This window comes from Caulobacter sp. LjRoot300, from assembly GCF_964253875.1.
Taxonomy (GTDB): Bacteria; Pseudomonadota; Alphaproteobacteria; order Caulobacterales; family Caulobacteraceae; genus Caulobacter.
Genome location: NZ_CAXUSA020000009.1, coordinates 57683 through 72028, shown reverse-complemented (window position 1 = coordinate 72028; position 14346 = coordinate 57683). Strand labels below are relative to the sequence as shown.

General features: G+C 69.4%; 16 protein-coding genes and 1 riboswitch. Of the genes, 8 read left to right on the top strand and 8 right to left on the bottom strand.

The annotated features are described in order from the left end of the window. Window positions 1-87 precede the first annotated feature (87 nt). Window positions 88-317: riboswitch (cobalamin riboswitch) on the bottom strand. 183 nt (window positions 318-500) lie between these two features. The 3 genes from ACSQ2G_RS22260 to ACSQ2G_RS22250 all read left to right on the top strand — a co-directional run bounded on the left by ACSQ2G_RS22260 (window position 501) and on the right by ACSQ2G_RS22250 (window position 3622). After that, window positions 501-2120, top strand: coding sequence for a sensor histidine kinase (locus ACSQ2G_RS22260; RefSeq protein WP_436034559.1), 1620 nt, complete (start codon window positions 501-503; stop codon window positions 2118-2120). A gap of 141 nt (window positions 2121-2261) precedes the next feature. Continuing rightward, complete coding sequence (locus ACSQ2G_RS22255) at window positions 2262-2591, top strand: PadR family transcriptional regulator (protein WP_028037533.1); 330 nt, start codon at window positions 2262-2264, stop codon at window positions 2589-2591. Window positions 2592-2608: 17 nt separating this feature from the next. Further along, window positions 2609-3622, top strand: coding sequence for an HAAS signaling domain-containing protein (locus ACSQ2G_RS22250; RefSeq protein WP_436034558.1), 1014 nt, complete (start codon window positions 2609-2611; stop codon window positions 3620-3622). Between the two features lie 87 nt (window positions 3623-3709). Here the strand turns inward: ACSQ2G_RS22250 and ACSQ2G_RS22245 are convergent, their stop codons facing one another. Beyond that, complete coding sequence (locus ACSQ2G_RS22245) at window positions 3710-3889, bottom strand: hypothetical protein (protein ID WP_082583486.1); 180 nt, start codon at window positions 3887-3889, stop codon at window positions 3710-3712. 386 nt (window positions 3890-4275) lie between these two features. Here ACSQ2G_RS22245 and ACSQ2G_RS22240 point away from each other — a divergent pair, with 386 nt between their 5' ends. After that, window positions 4276-5394, top strand: a complete 1119-nt coding sequence (locus ACSQ2G_RS22240; RefSeq protein ID WP_436034557.1) for a cell wall hydrolase — start codon at window positions 4276-4278, stop codon at window positions 5392-5394. Here ACSQ2G_RS22240 and ACSQ2G_RS22235 read toward each other — a convergent pair. Both ACSQ2G_RS22235 and ACSQ2G_RS22230 read right to left on the bottom strand, forming a co-directional pair. Next, window positions 5351-6160: an SDR family oxidoreductase gene (locus ACSQ2G_RS22235; RefSeq protein WP_436034556.1), complete on the bottom strand. Its 810-nt coding sequence runs from the start codon at window positions 6158-6160 to the stop codon at window positions 5351-5353. The two genes, ACSQ2G_RS22240 and ACSQ2G_RS22235, sit on opposite strands and share 44 nt — an antisense overlap. Before the next feature lie 202 nt (window positions 6161-6362). Further along, window positions 6363-6542, bottom strand: coding sequence for a YegP family protein (locus ACSQ2G_RS22230; RefSeq protein WP_310085503.1), 180 nt, complete (start codon window positions 6540-6542; stop codon window positions 6363-6365). A gap of 143 nt (window positions 6543-6685) precedes the next feature. Between ACSQ2G_RS22230 and ACSQ2G_RS22225 the strand changes: the two genes are divergently transcribed. Then, window positions 6686-7249, top strand: coding sequence for a DUF1003 domain-containing protein (locus tag ACSQ2G_RS22225; RefSeq protein ID WP_436034555.1), 564 nt, complete (start codon window positions 6686-6688; stop codon window positions 7247-7249). Between the two features lie 88 nt (window positions 7250-7337). Here the strand turns inward: ACSQ2G_RS22225 and ACSQ2G_RS22220 are convergent, their stop codons facing one another. Next, window positions 7338-8303 carry a GlxA family transcriptional regulator gene (locus ACSQ2G_RS22220; protein ID WP_436034554.1) on the bottom strand — a complete coding sequence of 322 codons (966 nt, stop codon included), beginning with the start codon at window positions 8301-8303 and terminating at the stop codon, window positions 7338-7340. 109 nt (window positions 8304-8412) lie between these two features. Here ACSQ2G_RS22220 and ACSQ2G_RS22215 point away from each other — a divergent pair, with 109 nt between their 5' ends. Further along, on the top strand, window positions 8413-9111 hold the full coding sequence (locus ACSQ2G_RS22215) for a DJ-1/PfpI family protein (RefSeq protein ID WP_436034553.1): 699 nt from the start codon (window positions 8413-8415) through the stop codon (window positions 9109-9111). Window positions 9112-9426: 315 nt separating this feature from the next. Next, window positions 9427-9876, top strand: coding sequence for a DUF2147 domain-containing protein (locus ACSQ2G_RS22210; RefSeq protein WP_436034552.1), 450 nt, complete (start codon window positions 9427-9429; stop codon window positions 9874-9876). Between the two features lie 187 nt (window positions 9877-10063). Here ACSQ2G_RS22210 and ACSQ2G_RS22205 read toward each other — a convergent pair whose 3' ends face one another. Continuing rightward, window positions 10064-10801: a glutathione S-transferase gene (locus tag ACSQ2G_RS22205; RefSeq protein WP_436034551.1), complete on the bottom strand. Its 738-nt coding sequence runs from the start codon at window positions 10799-10801 to the stop codon at window positions 10064-10066. A gap of 203 nt (window positions 10802-11004) precedes the next feature. Further along, complete coding sequence (gene ygiD / locus ACSQ2G_RS22200) at window positions 11005-11778, bottom strand: 4,5-DOPA dioxygenase extradiol (RefSeq protein ID WP_436034550.1); 774 nt, start codon at window positions 11776-11778, stop codon at window positions 11005-11007. Between the two features lie 297 nt (window positions 11779-12075). Here ygiD and ACSQ2G_RS22195 point away from each other — a divergent pair, with 297 nt between their 5' ends. After that, window positions 12076-13131, top strand: a complete 1056-nt coding sequence (locus ACSQ2G_RS22195; RefSeq protein ID WP_436034590.1) for an acyltransferase family protein — start codon at window positions 12076-12078, stop codon at window positions 13129-13131. A gap of 110 nt (window positions 13132-13241) precedes the next feature. Here the strand turns inward: ACSQ2G_RS22195 and ACSQ2G_RS22190 are convergent, their stop codons facing one another. Then, complete coding sequence (locus ACSQ2G_RS22190) at window positions 13242-13715, bottom strand: hypothetical protein (protein WP_436034549.1); 474 nt, start codon at window positions 13713-13715, stop codon at window positions 13242-13244. After that, the gene (locus ACSQ2G_RS22185; RefSeq protein ID WP_436034548.1) at window positions 13712-14305 is read right to left on the bottom strand and encodes a response regulator; all 594 of its coding nucleotides are present in this window, start codon (window positions 14303-14305) and stop codon (window positions 13712-13714) included. Before ACSQ2G_RS22185 ends, ACSQ2G_RS22190 begins: the two co-directional genes overlap by 4 nt. Between the last annotated feature and the right edge of the window lie 41 nt (window positions 14306-14346).

Sequence of the window (14346 nt, the reverse complement as noted above, 5' to 3'; positions counted from 1 at the left end):
CGGGTCGGGACGCGCGCGAGGGGGCGCGCACGGGCCATGGAGGTCCGGTCACGCCTTTGCATGCGACCAGACCGGACACCCCGCCGGAGGACGTTATCTGTCGGGGCAGGTCTCCTGGCTCACGGGTCAGCGCCCCTGTCCTGGCCTTCCCGACACGCCACCGATCCAGCTCGGCGCGTCAGTGACACGTATCGGACAGCGGCTCGCCGCTCACAGTTGCGGGGGCAGCGCCGGATTCGGGCTTTTGAGACCCTCACCGACTTCCCTCTTAGCTCCGGACGCGCGAACGCCCGCAGACCACGACCCGCCTAGAAGGCGCGCGTTCCGGCCTGGCGTCAAGAGGGACATAAAGATATCTTTATGTGATTTCGAGGAGTCGGCGCCGCCCTAACAAAATGTCGCACCCGTCCATCCTTAAACCTGCGGGAAACGATGCTTCGCCTAAGGCTTCCTTTTGGTGTGGGGGGCTTCCTCGCGAGGGCGGGGAAGGGGAGGGCGTCTTGCGGAAACCAACGGATCTCGGCGTCGCCGCCCAAGGCGCGCGCAAGCCCTGGCTGGGTTACGGCGATCTGCGCCTGGAAGCGGCGATCTTCCTGCTGGTCGCCGTGTCGTTCGCCGCGGTGCTGGGCAAGAGCGCCATCACCAGCCAGACCATGGTCCTGTCCTCGCAGTCGGGCCGGTTCGCGACCTACAGCTATTCCGACGCCGAGCACGGCGGGGGCAGCGTCGTCTCCCCCGATCCGCGCAAGCCCCTGTCCTGGTCCTGCGACATCCGCCAAGGCGTGACCTATCCCTATTGCGGCTACGGCCTGCAGCTGGACGTGGGGCGCCAGACCGACGGCCTGGACTTCTCGCGCTTCCAGACCATCGTCCTGCGGTTTTCCTATCAGGGGCCGGGCGACCGCCTGAGGCTGGTCTTGAAGACCTCGCCCGAGCCGGCCGTGCGGGCGAAACTGAAGGGCGAGCCGATGCCCCTGGCGATGGACATCCCCGTCGTCCAGGGCCGCAACGAAGTGCGCCTGCCGCTGAGCCAGCTGGCGCCGGAAGAGTGGTGGGTGGCTAGCCGCGGCCTTTCGGCGGCCGAGGCGGCGCCGAACCTCAAGGCGGTCCGTTCCGTGGCCGTCTCCACCAGCGACGCCAAGGTCGGCCATCTGGCGATCTCGGTCGACGACCTGACCTTCGAGGGATCGTACCTTTCGACCGAACAGTTCTACCTGGTCATCCTCGGCGCCTGGCTGGTGTTGTCGGCGGGGTTCCTGGTCTGGCGCTTCCTGCACCTGCGCGGGAACTACGAGGCGCGGCGGCGGCGCCAGGCGGAGGAGGCGCGGCGACTGGCCGACGCCCACGCCGCGGTCCAGGCCGCCAGCAGCGCCAAGTCGCGGTTCCTCGGCAATATGAGCCACGAGCTGCGCACGCCGCTCAACGCCATCATCGGCTATGCCTACTGGCTGGAGCGCACCGCGCTGGACGCCAAGCAGCGCGCCGCGGTCAAGACGGTGCAGGCCAGCGGCGAGCACCTGCTGGCCGTGATCAGCGACATCCTGGACGTGGCCAAGATCGAGGCCGGCAAGTTCGAGCTGCTGGCCGCGCCGTTCGACCTGCACGACTGCGTGGCGGGCGTGGGCGAGATGTTCCGCCTGCCCGCCCAGGACAAGGGCCTGGACTTCGCTACCCGCCTCGACCCCGACGTGCCGCGCCGCGTCGAGGCGGACGAGAAGCGGGTTCGGCAGGTCCTGATCAACCTGGTGGGCAATGCGATCAAGTTCACGGCCAGCGGTCGGGTCGGCCTGCGGGTCAGCCTGGTCGATCGCGTGGGCGAGACAGCGCGACTGCGCTTCGTCGTCGATGACACCGGCATCGGCATCCCGCTCGACCAGGTCGAGAGCATCTTCCGGCCGTTCGAGCAGGCCGGCGACGCGAACGGCCGCAACGAGGGCACGGGCCTGGGCCTGAGCATCAGCCAGCAGATCGTCGCCCTGATGCGGGGCGAGATCTCGGTCGACAGCACGCCGGGCCAGGGCAGCCGCTTCACGGTGGAGATCGCGGTTCGCGTGGTCGACGCCGGGGCGGCGGCGGACGCGCCAAGAACGCCGCGGCTGCGGCCCCTGGCGGCGTCGTAGAAGGGCTCGACTTCTCCAGCGAACGGTCTCGAGGGACGTCCGTCATGACGAACGCCGGTCGGCGACCTTGACTCGCTATCTACCTGTGTGTCACACAGTGTATGTCACACACCAGGTGGCGCACACCATGCGACGTACACCATGCCCACCGACGCCGACCTTTTTGAAACCCTGCGCCAGGAGCTTCGGCGCGGCACGCTGATCCTGGCCGTGCTGGCCCAGCTGAAGGTCGAGCGCTACGGCTACAGCCTGCGCCAGGCCCTGGCCGAGGTGGGGCTGGAGATCGACGAAGGCGCCCTCTATCCGATGCTGCGCCGGCTGGAGAGTCAGGGGCTGCTGACCAGCGAGTGGCGCGAGGAAGACAAGCGCAAGAAGCGCTTCTACCGCCTGTCGCCGCAGGGCGAGGCCGTGCTGGCCCGCCTGTCCGCCGAGTGGCGGGCGATGAACGACACCCTGCAAAACCTGATCTGACCAAGGAGGCCAGGACCATGGACCTGCTCGACCGCTACCTGGCCGCCGTCGCGGCCCTGCTGCCCAAGGCCCAGCGCGAGGACATCGTCGCCGAACTGCGCGACATCCTGCTGACCCAGATGGAGGAGAAGGAGGCTCAGGCGGGCCGGCCGCTGGACGCCAGGGAGCGCGAGGCGGTGCTCAAGGCCTTCGGCCATCCCATCGCCGTGGCTGGCCGGTTCGGGACCCCCCGGTCGCTGATCGGCCCCGAGCTCTATCCGTTCTATGTCTTCGGGGTGAAGGTTCTGCTGGTGGTGGCGGCGATCGTTTCGGCGATCCCGATCGTCATCGCGACGATCACTGATCCCGGCGGCTCCGCCGGCGCCCTGTCGCGGTTCCTGTCAAGCTTCCTGACCGCCGGCTTCACGATGATCGGGATCGCCACGGTGCTTGGGGTCGGGATCGAGCGCGGCTGGATCCCGCTGGGCGGCGCCGCCGACTGGAAGGTCGCCGACTTGCCGCGCCTGGACACCTTGGCCCCGCGCAAGAAGGGCTTTCTGCACAAGAGCCCGCTGCAAAGACGCTTCGAGGCCCTGCTGGAGATGATCCTGACGGCGCTGTTCGTCCTGTGGTGGACGGGGCTGGTCCCGGCGCCGTGGCTCCATCGCGTGGCGGACAGCGACATGGTCCTGCGGCCGGCCTCGATCTGGACGGCGCTGTACTGGCCGCTCCTGGCCTGGGCGGGGGTGCAGATGGTGTCGAGCCTCGTCGGGCTGCTTCGCCCCGGCTGGGTGCGGGCGCGGGCGGTGCTGGAGATCGTCTGTGGCCTGGCCGGCCTGGCGCTGGCTGTGGTCCTGTGGCGGGCCGGGCGGCTGGTCGTGGTGGAGCTCGACGCGGCGAGCGGTCCGAACGCCGACGGCGTCGCCGGCCTGCAGACCGCGCTGGACCTCAGCTTCCACCTCACCGCGGCCGTGATGGTCGTCGTGCTGACGATCAAGATCGCGGTCGAACTCTGGCGCCTGTTCAGGGGCGCCGGGCCGGCGCTCGCCTAGGGTCGTCAAGGGGTCGTACTTCGGCGCGCCACGTCCAGCGGAGCGCTCGCGTTGGGGACGGAAGGCGCGCCCCGAACCAGGGTTCAGCTACTTCGCGACGGTGTTGACCACGGCCCCGGCGCTGGCCCCCACCACGGCCCCGACGGGACCCGCCACCACCGCGCCGGCCAGCGCGCCGCTGGCCGCCCGCTGCTCCATGTTGTGTCCGCAGGCCGAGAGGCTTAACGCCGTCGCAACCCACAGCGGAACCCAGCGCAGAGCAGTCATTATGTCCTCCAGGACAATTACACCTATGCGCTAGAGTAACGGCGTTGCGGGCCCGGGGTTCCGTTGAGAGCGGCCCGACGCAAGTCTATCCCGGACGGTGAATATTCGTCGCGGACCAGGTTTTCGGGACTGTCGCGTTTTTTGCTTAGAATCAAACAATTAACCACTCCATCTGTCGCGCGGGCGGCCAAAATTCAGGCTGCGGCGCCGCGTGCGCTTGCGACTCGTGGCGGGATGCGTCATAAGGCGGTCATAAGCAGGACTTCGGCCACGATCGTGAACCGGCCGAACCTCCGCTTTCAGAGCTGCCCGACAGTGTTTTTTCCGGGTCTTTGAAGGCGTTTTTGTCGGGGGGCGGACCGCCCTCGCCGCGCAGGACACGAGTTTTGAATATCAAGTCGCAGACGTGCGCAGACGCGCGCGCGCTGATCGGCGCCGTATTGGTTGGGTCGGCCACGGGTCTGGCCCTCGGCGGCGTTTACCTTGCGGGGGGCATGGCCCAGGCCGCTAGTCAGCATGCTCGCGTCTCTCGCCTGGCCGACGGCGCCGAGGGGAACTTCTCCGACGCGGCGCTGTATCAGGCCGCGTCGCGGATGGACGCCGGCGCCCTCGCCATCGCCCGTCGTCACGATCCCTACACCGTCGCCGGCGGCGCCCAGCGCGATCGGCAGTCCGCCCTGCTGGTCGAGCGCCTCGAGCAGCGCCAGCAGCCCGAGTCCGAGCGCCAGCCCCTGTTGCTGCGCGCCAGCTTCGGCGGCCCGTTCAACCCGGCCGTCGCGCCGTTCCGCCTGACCAACGCCCTGGAAAGCTCGCGTGAACTCGAGTGCCTTTCCGAGGCGGTCTATTACGAGGCCCGCGGCGAGACCCCGAGCGGCCAGGCGGCCGTGGCTCAAGTGGTTCTAAACCGCGTACGCCACCCTTCGTTCCCCAAATCGATCTGCGGCGTGGTGTTCCAGGGGGCCTACACCCACACCGGCTGCCAGTTCAGCTTCGCCTGCGACGGCTCGATGCGCCGCTCGCGCGAGCCCGGCGCCTGGAGGCGTGCCCAGAAGGTCGCCACCCGCGCGCTGTCGGGCGCGGTGATGACCGAGGTCGGGGCCGCCACCCACTTCCACACCACCGGCGTCGCGCCGGGCTGGGGACCGCGCCTGCTGCGCGTCGCCCAGGTGGGCATGCACGTGTTCTACCGCTTCGGCGGTCGCTCGGGCGCGCCCGACGCCTTCAGCCGCACGCCGCGCCCGTCGACGGACGACGAGCTGCCCGTCATCACCCTGGCCAGCCTGCCGCCGCCCGCCGACGGCAAGTCCGCGCCGATCCAGCTGGCCAGCGCCGTGGTGATCTCGCCCGACAAGCCGGCCACCGTCGCCGGCGGCATGGGCGGCCCGCTGGGTCCGGTCTCCGAGCCGGCCTCCGCCCCCGCCATGCACCCGACCAAGACTTCGTCCCCGTCGGGCGACGCGGTCAAGGCTGCTGGAGGATCGGTCGCGAGCGGAGCTGCTTCCTGACCGCGCCGGGCAGGTGGCTGCTGGCGAAGCGCAGCTGCCGGGCCCGCTTGCCGACGAAATAATGCAGCGCCTTCCCGTGGACGGCGCGCCAGATCACCTCGGCGGCGTCTTCCACCGGATAGACCGGCAGGCCGTCGCCGCGCAGGGTGTCGGCCATGGTCTGGTTGCTGCCCGGCGCGCCGGTGTCGAGGATCGGCGTCTCGACGAACCACGGCATCACGCAGGCGACGCTGACGCCATGCGGCTTCCACTCGACGTCCAGGGCTTCCGACAGGCCGCGCACCGCGAACTTGGTGGCCGAATAGACCGCCAGGCCGGGCGAGCCGTAGAGGCCCGCGCACGACGAGATGTTGATCAGCCGTGAGCCGGGCGTCGCCTTCAGCCAGGGCAGGGCGGCGCGGGCCCCGCTGATCACGCCCTTGATGTTGATGTCCAGCTGCAGGTCGATGTCGGCGTCCTGATGGCTGTCGAACGGCCCGAACCGGGCCACCCCGGCATTGTTGAGCAGCACGTCCAGGCGGCCGTCGGTCAGACCGGCGAACTCGGCCAGGGCGGCGGTCCAGGCGGGGCGGTCGCGCACGTCCAGCGTGAAGGTCGCGCCGTTGTCGGGGCCGATCGCGGCCAGGGCGGCCTTCAGCCCGGTGGTGTCGATGTCGGAGAGGCCCACGAACCAGCCCTCGGCGGCGAAGCGCCTGGCGCTGGCCAGGCCGATGCCGCTGGCGGCCCCGGTGATGAAGACGGCCTTGCGGCCGTCGGCGGTGCTCATGGCGCGCCTCCCCCCTGCTCGCTCAGTGTTTGTTATCAGCGATCAGACGCCGGGGAGGGCGGCGGGGTCAAGCGGGTGGCGCGCGAAGTCCCCTCAGCCCCCTCGGTCGCTTCGCGACAGCTCCCCCAGAGGGGGAGCATCGATCCTCCCCTCTGGGGGGAGGTGGCCCGAAGGGCCGGAGGGGGCTCCGCGCGCTCGACCTCTAGTCCGTCTGGTCGTCGATCTCGGCGCCGGGGCCGTTCTTGATGATCGACTCGATCGCGTTCTTCGCCGAGGCCTTCGAGGCGTAGCCCTCGGTCCAGAAGATGGTCTCGCTGTTGTAGACGAAATAGGCGACGAACTCGCCCGCCTTGTTCTTCTTGATCTGGAACTTGTGGGCCATGGGGGACTCCCTTGAGACTCTTTGTTGTGTCGACGAGCCGACGCCGCAGCCTCGCCTCGGTGAAGCTGAGCGTCAATCGTGCAAGACTTCACAATGCATCTGGAAGACACATCTTTTTACAAACCTTCACGGACCGGCGCCCCATGACCCCCGACCAACGCCTCGACCAACTGTCGCGCGATTTGCTGGCCACGCCCTACGTGGAGCTGACGGCGGTGCAGAGGAGCGTCATCGACCTGATCGCCGCCGAGGCTCCGACCGGGCTCAACAAGGCGCTGCTGGTGGATGACCGAAGCTTCTGGGACCGGCTGGCCGACCGGGTCGCGGCGATCGGCGGCTCCTGGGCCTTCATCGGCGGCTTCTGCGCCTGCCTGGCGCTGTGGATCGCGCTGAACGTGGGCTTGAGGCCCTTCCACCTGTCGTTCGACCCCTACCCGTTCATCTTCCTGAACCTGATCCTGTCGACCGTGGCCGCCGTCCAGGCGCCGGTGATCATGATGAGCCAGAACCGCCAGGCCATCAAGGATCGGCTGAACGCCGAGCACGACTACGTCGTCAACCTGCGGGCCGAGCTGGAGATCATGCGCCTGCACGATAAGTTGGACGCCCTGCGCGAGACCGAGATGGTCGAGATCCTGCGCTGCAACACCGAGACGCTGGAGATCCTCAAGGCCCAGGTGGCCAAGATGACGGGGGAGCAGGGCTGAGGTCAGCGCGCGGTTGGGGACAGGCGCATGCGCCTGTCCCTGTCCCCACTGAATCTCAGGTTGTCGAAGTTTGATCGTTTGTTGCGAGCTATGGCGCCGATGCAACATTCGGTTGCGAGGCGCGGGCCGCGCGCCGCAGCGCCTGGGGCGGTTGCCCGAACGCCCGCAGGAAGGCGCGGCGCATGCGCTCCGGGTCGCCGAAGCCGGTCTCCAGGGCCACGTCCTCGACCTGCAGCGGCTGGCTGTCGAGCAGGGCGCGGGCGGCCTCGACGCGCAGGCGCTCGATCGCCTTGGCCGGGGTGGCGCCCGTCTCGACGGCGAACAGCCGGGCGAAGTTGCGCGGACTCATCGCCGCCCGTTCGGCCAGCTGGTCCACGGTCAGGGGCAGGGCCAGGTTCTCGCGCGCCCAGGCCAGCAGGTCGTCGAACCGCCCGCCCCGCATCTCCAGCAGGGCCGAGAACTGCGACTGGCCGCCAGGACGGCGGTGGTAGACGACCAGTTGCTGGGCGGTGCGGCGGGCGACCTCCTCGCCCAGGTCGGCGCCGATCATCGCCAGGGCCATGTCGATGCCGGCGGTGATGCCGGCCGAGCTCCATAGCGGGCCGTCCTGGACGAAGATCCTGTCCGGCTCCAGCCGCACGGCCGGATAGCGGCGCTGGAAGTCCTGCGAGCGCCGCCAGTGGGTGGTCGCCCGGCGGCCGTCCAGCAGGCCGGCGGCGGCCAGGACATAGGCTCCGGAACAGACGCTGGCGGTGCGCCGGGCCGTGCGGAAGGTCGCGCGGGCGAAGTCGAGGGTCGCCGCGCAGATCGCCGGCGACCGCGTGCCCTCGCCGCCCGAGACGATCAGGGTGTCCAGCGGCGCGGCCGCGTCGAAGGCCTGGGCGGTCATGGCCACGCCCGATGAGCTGGCCACCGCGCCGGGGGCGCGGGCCAGGACGTGCAGGCGGTAGGCGCCGGGGACCAGCCGTCCGGCGATCTCGAAGGCCGCGATCGGTCCCGCCGCGTCCAGCAGCTGGAACTGCGGAAAGATCAGGAAGCCGATGTCGCGGGTCATGCGGACGGTCCTTTTTGGCGGCGGAGATGTTGGCGGATTTCGAGGGAACTATGTCATTTCGGTCGGACGCTAGGCGGGCGATGCTGCGGCGTCAACCGGAGGTCTCCCGATGCCTAAACCGCCGCCGTTCCACATCGTGTTCGCCCTGTTTCCCGATGTCACCCATCTGGACTTCACCGGGCCGCACCAGATTCTCAGCCGCCTGCCCGGCGCCCAGGTGGTGATCGCCAGCGAGGCGGGCGGCGAGATCGAGGCCGAGGGCCTGGTGTTCGCCCGCGTGGCGCGCCTGGCCGACATCGCGCGCTGCGACCTGCTGTGCGTGCCCGGCGGCTTCGGCGTCACCCAGGCGATGGCGGACGCGGCCTATCTGGCCCAGATCCGCCGGCTGGCGGCGGGGGCGCGATACGTGACCTCGGTCTGCACCGGCTCGCTGCTGCTGGGCGCGGCCGGGCTGCTGAAGGGCAAGCGGGCGGCCTGCCACTGGGCCTGGCGCGACCAGCTGGCCCTGTTCGGCGCCACGCCCGATCCGGCGCGGGTGGCGCGCGACGGTAACGTCTTCACCGGCGGCGGGGTGACGGCGGGCATCGACTTCGCCCTGACCGTCGTGGCCGAGATCGCCGGCGACGCGACCGCCCAGGCCATCCAGCTGGCCGTGGAGTACGCCCCCGACCCGCCGTTCCACGCCGGTCGTCCCGAAACCGCCCCGCCGGAGGTGCTGGCGCGCGTCCAGGCGATCTACGGCCGCGGCATGGACGGGCGCTGGGCGGCGGCCCGCAAGGCGGGCGAGGCGCTGCTGGCCCAGGCGTAGGGCGGATCGACCTTCAAGGCGGTGCGGGGTCCTCGTCCTTCGACAAGCTCAGGATGAGGACCATCTGCAGGCCTGGCGAGTAGAAAGCCTCATCCTGAGCTTGTCGAAGGACGAGGATTTCGGCCCCCGGAGCTGAATGTGGGACCGTTGCGGGGGAAACCCTATGCGGTCATGCTTCGCCCATGGGGCAAGCGAGCGAAGAACCTCGCAGATCGCCTGCCTCTAGCGGGGCTTCGCGTCCACCTGATTAGGGTCGCCCGACTTGATCCGAACGCCAACCTGCCTCAAAACGCTTGTGTGTCGGAGACCTCGCGCATGCGTTGGATGAAGTCGTTTCTCGTCGTGTTGACCGCGATCGCCGGCCTGGCGACCGTCTCGTCGGCCTCGGCCCAGGACGTGCCGTTCACCTACGGCGTCTGGCGCAATCCCAAGAACAGCGTCCATGTCGAGATCAAGCCCTGCGGCGGCGGGCGGGCCTGCGGCTTCGTGGTCTGGGCCAATGACGACGCCAAGGCCGACGCCAAGAAGGGCGGCACCCCCGAGCTGGTCGGCCTGCAGCTGCTGCGCGATTTCCAGCTGCAGAAGAACGGCAGCTGGAAGGGCAAGGTGTTCGTGCCCGACCTCAACATGAACTTCAACGGCACGGCCGACTTCCCCGACGCCACCACCATGAAGGCCAAGGGCTGCCTGATCGGCGGCTTCCTGTGCAAGTCGCAGACCTGGCGGCGCGTGGACGTGGCGGCGCGCGGGATGCCGTCGAGCTGAGGTTCGTTCTGGTTCCTGTTGTCATCCCGGAAAGCGCGCAGCGCTTGTCCGGGATCCAGAACAACCGCACCGCATTCGCCCAGTCCCCTGGGTCCCGGACAGCCTCTGCGAGGCTTCCGGGATGACAACGAATTTGGATTCGAGCGCAGGCTGTCGGTTCAGATGATCTCGCTTGAACTGACAAGCCCTACGCCGGGTCCAGCTCCGGATAGCGCCGGAAGATCCCCTCGGTGCTGAACGGGATCCGCCGCTCCGAAGCGAGGTAGGCCGCGACGTTCGGCCGTTCCGCCACCGCGTCGCGCACGGCGATCACCCGACCCAGCTTCGGCTCCAACCGCTTCATGGCGTTCGGAAAGGCGTAGCGCAGGCCCTCCACCGCCTGGAACAGCGACAGGTCGGCATAGGTCAGGGCCTGGCCGGTCAGCCAGCCGCTTCCCCCCTTGGCTTTTGGCGGCGCCCGCTCGAGCACGGTCTCGAACCAGCCGAGGAACTTCTTCATCCGCTGGGTGCGGAACTCCTGGGCCCGCCGGGCGGCCTCGGCCTTCTGGTCCTCGTAATAGAGGCCCAGGCCCACCGGATGGTGGACGTCATGGGCCTCGGCCACCAGGTCGGCGATGGTCAGCTGCAGCTGGTTGACCCACAGCCGCCCGCCCTCGTCGCGCGGCGCCAGGCCGTGGCGCAGGCCCAGGTGCAGCAGGATGTTGGCCGTCTGGCCGATCACCAGGTCGCCGTCGACCAGATAGGGCGGGGCGAACGGCGGGCGGTCCTGGCCGGCCATGTCGGCCATCAGGGCCTGCTCGCCGCCGCCGTCTTCCTCCTCGCCACGGGCCACGTCGACATAGGCCGCGCCGGCCTCCTCCAGCGCCAGGCGCACGAACTCGCCGCGTCCCTGGATCTTGGGCCAGTAATGCAGGTGGTAGGTCATGCGGGGAGAAACAGGTGGCGGGCGGAAAGGATGCGATCGGTCAGCCGACCTTTAAAGGTCAAACACACCAACCGTTGTCATCCCGGAAAGCGCGCAGCGCTTGTCCGGGACCCAGGTGAACTGCACCGCATCAGCCCAGTCCTCTGGGTCCCGGACAGCCTCTGCGAGGCTTCCGGGATGGCAACGAGCTTTGCGTGCGCCCGTCACCCCACCCGCACGCTGGTCATCGAGATCGCCGCGAACACATCGTCCGTAAAGAACGATACCGGCTCGCCGGCCTCCTGCGCGCCCAGCACGTAAAGCAGGGGCAGGTAGTGCTCGGCGCTGTTGATCGCGGCGTCGGCGTCGGGGCCCAGGCTGCGCCAGTCGATCAGCGGATCGTGATCCCCGGCCGCGATCAGGGCCTTGGCCGTGTCGTTGAAGCGCGGGGCCCAGTCGGGAACCTCGCCGGTGCGGAAGTTCACGGCCCGCAGGTTGTGGACGATGTCGCCGCTGCCGATGATCAGCACGCCCTCGTCGCGCAGGGCGGCCAGCCGCCGGCCCGCCTCGTAGTGCCAGCGGTCGGGGCGGCCGCGGTCCAGGCTCAGCTGCACCACCGGCACGTCGGCGTCCGGATACATCGGCCGCAGCACGCCCCAGGCCCCGTGGTCCAGGCCCCGCGTCGGGTGCTGCACGACGAGGTCGGGCGACAGCAGCTCGGCCACGCGCGCCGCCAGGGCCGGATCGCCCGGCGCCCCGTAGCGCACGTCGAACAGCGCCTGGGGGAAGCCGCCGAAGTCGTGGATGGTCTCGGGACGGTCCGACGCGCTGACCGCGCTGGCCCCGCGCGTCTCCCAGTGGGCGCTGACCATCAGCACGGCCTTCGGACGCGGCAGCTCGGCCCCCAGCGCCGCCCAGGCGCGGCTCCAGGCGTTGTCCTCGATGGCGTTCATCGGCGAGCCGTGGCCGAGGAACAAGACGGGCAGGCGGGCGGTCATGGGTCTTGGTCCGATTAGATACTGTGGAAGTTACAGATAAGTCTCCATCAGCGGGATGCAATATCCGGCGTCGCGGCTGTCGCCATTCGGCGACAGTCCGGCGCTCGCGTCGTTCGGTCGCGTCGATGCGCGCCCCGCGTGCTTTCCCGTCGGGCCGGGCTTTGTTAAGGCGGAAGGATCGTGAACGCTTCCGCCCTTCCTCCCCCGTCGCCGCAAGCCGCCGAGGCCGCGCCGGTCACCGCCGCGCCAGTCGAGCCGCGTCCGGGCCGGACGGCTACGCGCGGCGGCGCGCTCGATCTGCTGCGGCTGCTCGCCTCGCTGCTGATCGTCGTCTACCATTTCGGGGCCGAGGGCCCGATGCGCATCGAGCGCTTCGGCCAGGTGTTCTCGCGCGGCTTTCTGGCCACGGACTTCTTCCTGATGCTGTCCGGCTACGTGCTGGGCCGGGCCTATGGCGCCTCGACCCTGACCGGGCGGATCAGCCACGGCCGCTTCTGGATGCGCCGGGTGGGACGGGTGTGGCCGGGGCACCTGATCGTGCTGGCCATGATGGCCGTCCTGGTGCTGGTGCTGAACACCCTGGGCACCGACGCCCACAAGCCGTCGCGCTTCGCCTGGGACCAGCTGCCGGTCCAGGCCCTGCTGGTCCACGCCTGGGGCTTCAACAGCGACGGCTGGAACCTGCCCAGCTGGTCGCTGTCGGCCCTGATCGTCTGCTACGCGGTGTTCCCCTGGCTGTGGCGGGCGGTCGACAAGGTTCGCCATCCGTGGATCTTGCCGCTGATCGGCGTCCTGGCCTTCGCGGTCTGCGAGGTGATCGCGCGGACGGTGTTCGACCACGCCCTGTCGGACCTGCAGTTCCGCTTCGGCGTCGTGCGGGCCCTGCCGCTGTTCATCCTGGGCGTCTGCCTGGCGCGGGCGGTCGAGATGGACTGGCCGTCGGAGCGGTCCGCCAAGATCCTGCTGGTCGTGGGTTGCCTGGTGCTGGCGGCCATGCAGCCGCTGGACCGCTACGCCCTGCCCGACGAGCTGATCTTCGACCTGCCCTGCCTCGCCGCCATCGCCGCCATCGTGCTGGGCGCGGGCCGGCTGCCGGTGCGCCATCCCCAGGCCTGGATCGAGGAGGGGGCCAAGCTGTCGTTCGCCCTGTTCATCACCCACATCTTCGTGGGCGTGATCTATTGGAGCGCGGTGCACAAGCTGATCGAGACCGTGCCGATCGGCATCGGCTGGCAGTGGCTGATGTGGCTGACCTCGTTCCCGATCGCCATGGGCGCGGCGTTCCTGTTCCACACCTATGTCGACCAGCCGCTGCAGGACCGCCTGGCGCCGTGGCTGCGCGGGAAGCGGTAGAGGGCGCGGCCGGGGACATGCGCTTGCGCGTGTCCCCAGGGTCTCCAAGGTTCGCTCATGAAGTGGGGACACGCACAAGTGCATGTCCCCGATCCTAAACGTCCCCGATCCTAACCCTGCGCCTTGCGCTCGGCGCGCTGCTTTTCCAGCACGCTGGCCAGGCCCTGCAGGATGGGGCCTTGGAGCGTGGGGTTGTCGGGCGCGCGGTGCAGCAGCTTGATCGAAGCCACGTGCACCTTGATCCCGGCCAGGGCCGAGGGCGTCAGGCCGTCGGCTTCGTCAAGCAGGTCGCACAACGAGCGGGCGGCGACCTGGACGGCCTTGCCGAGCTCGGCGCCGCTGAGGCTGACAATGTCGCCGGACCGGGCGTAGAGCGCCTCGATCCGGGCGGCGTCGTCGAGGTCCGCGGCCAGCAGGGCGTCCAGCGCGGCGATGTAGTCGTCGATGCCGCTCAACGACGGCTCGCGCAGGGTCTCCAGGGTGGCGTCGGCGCGCTTGAGGGCCTCGGCCACGTACATGCCGCCCTTCTGGGTCATCAGCTGACCCAGGCGGGGCTTCATGCGGCTCTTCTTGACCTCGCTCATGCGATCGACCTCATCGGCTTGATGAGGGCGTCCAGCTCATCCTGGGACATGTTGTGGCCCCCGGCCTCGCCCAGCTCAATGGACTTATCGTCGCGGCGCCGGCCGTCCGGGAACTCCACCGGCGGACCCTGGTTGCGCCAGCGGCGGTCGGGACCGGCATAGGTCTCGCATTCGATGAACAGCCGATCGCCTCTGGCCACCCAAAGAATGCGCTCGAGCATCACCGCCGGCGAGATCGGCTTGGTGACGATGAAGTTGGCCCCGCAGTCGCGGGCTTTCTCGACCAGGCTGCGGCGGGTGTGGGAGGTGACGATGATCACCGGCGTCATGCGGTTGGCCTCGTCGGCCTCGCGGCGCAGCCAGCGGGTCAGGTCGTAGCCGTCCAGTTCCGGCAGGGCGCCGTTGGCCAGGACCAGGTCATAGGCGTGGTATTTCAACTCGTCCTGGGCCTCGGGGCCGCTGGCCTTGCGCACGATGTTGCGCAGCCCGAAGCTGGTCAGCACGCCCGCCAGGATGTCCAGCGACTGGGGATTGTCGTCGACGATCAACGCCCGCGCCTTGTCGAGATTGATATACTGACTTGGCTGCAAGACCCGACACGCTCCGGCCGCCCGGCGTCGCGCCGGGACCC

What these genes read in the sequence shown, in the direction of transcription:
- ACSQ2G_RS22255 (WP_028037533.1), top strand. Translation starts at nt 2,262, where the DNA reads ATGCCCACCGACGCCGACCTTTTTGAAACCCTGCGCCAGGAGCTTCGG.
- ACSQ2G_RS22250 (WP_436034558.1), top strand. Translation starts at nt 2,609, where the DNA reads ATGGACCTGCTCGACCGCTACCTGGCCGCCGTCGCGGCCCTGCTGCCC.
- ACSQ2G_RS22245 (WP_082583486.1), bottom strand. Translation starts at nt 3,889, where the DNA reads ATGACTGCTCTGCGCTGGGTTCCGCTGTGGGTTGCGACGGCGTTAAGC.
- ACSQ2G_RS22235 (WP_436034556.1), bottom strand. Translation starts at nt 6,160, where the DNA reads ATGAGCACCGCCGACGGCCGCAAGGCCGTCTTCATCACCGGGGCCGCC.
- ACSQ2G_RS22230 (WP_310085503.1), bottom strand. Translation starts at nt 6,542, where the DNA reads ATGGCCCACAAGTTCCAGATCAAGAAGAACAAGGCGGGCGAGTTCGTC.
- ACSQ2G_RS22225 (WP_436034555.1), top strand. Translation starts at nt 6,686, where the DNA reads ATGACCCCCGACCAACGCCTCGACCAACTGTCGCGCGATTTGCTGGCC.
- ACSQ2G_RS22220 (WP_436034554.1), bottom strand. Translation starts at nt 8,303, where the DNA reads ATGACCCGCGACATCGGCTTCCTGATCTTTCCGCAGTTCCAGCTGCTG.
- ACSQ2G_RS22215 (WP_436034553.1), top strand. Translation starts at nt 8,413, where the DNA reads ATGCCTAAACCGCCGCCGTTCCACATCGTGTTCGCCCTGTTTCCCGAT.
- ACSQ2G_RS22210 (WP_436034552.1), top strand. Translation starts at nt 9,427, where the DNA reads ATGCGTTGGATGAAGTCGTTTCTCGTCGTGTTGACCGCGATCGCCGGC.
- ACSQ2G_RS22205 (WP_436034551.1), bottom strand. Translation starts at nt 10,801, where the DNA reads ATGACCTACCACCTGCATTACTGGCCCAAGATCCAGGGACGCGGCGAG.
- ygiD (WP_436034550.1), bottom strand. Translation starts at nt 11,778, where the DNA reads ATGACCGCCCGCCTGCCCGTCTTGTTCCTCGGCCACGGCTCGCCGATG.
- ACSQ2G_RS22190 (WP_436034549.1), bottom strand. Translation starts at nt 13,715, where the DNA reads ATGAGCGAGGTCAAGAAGAGCCGCATGAAGCCCCGCCTGGGTCAGCTG.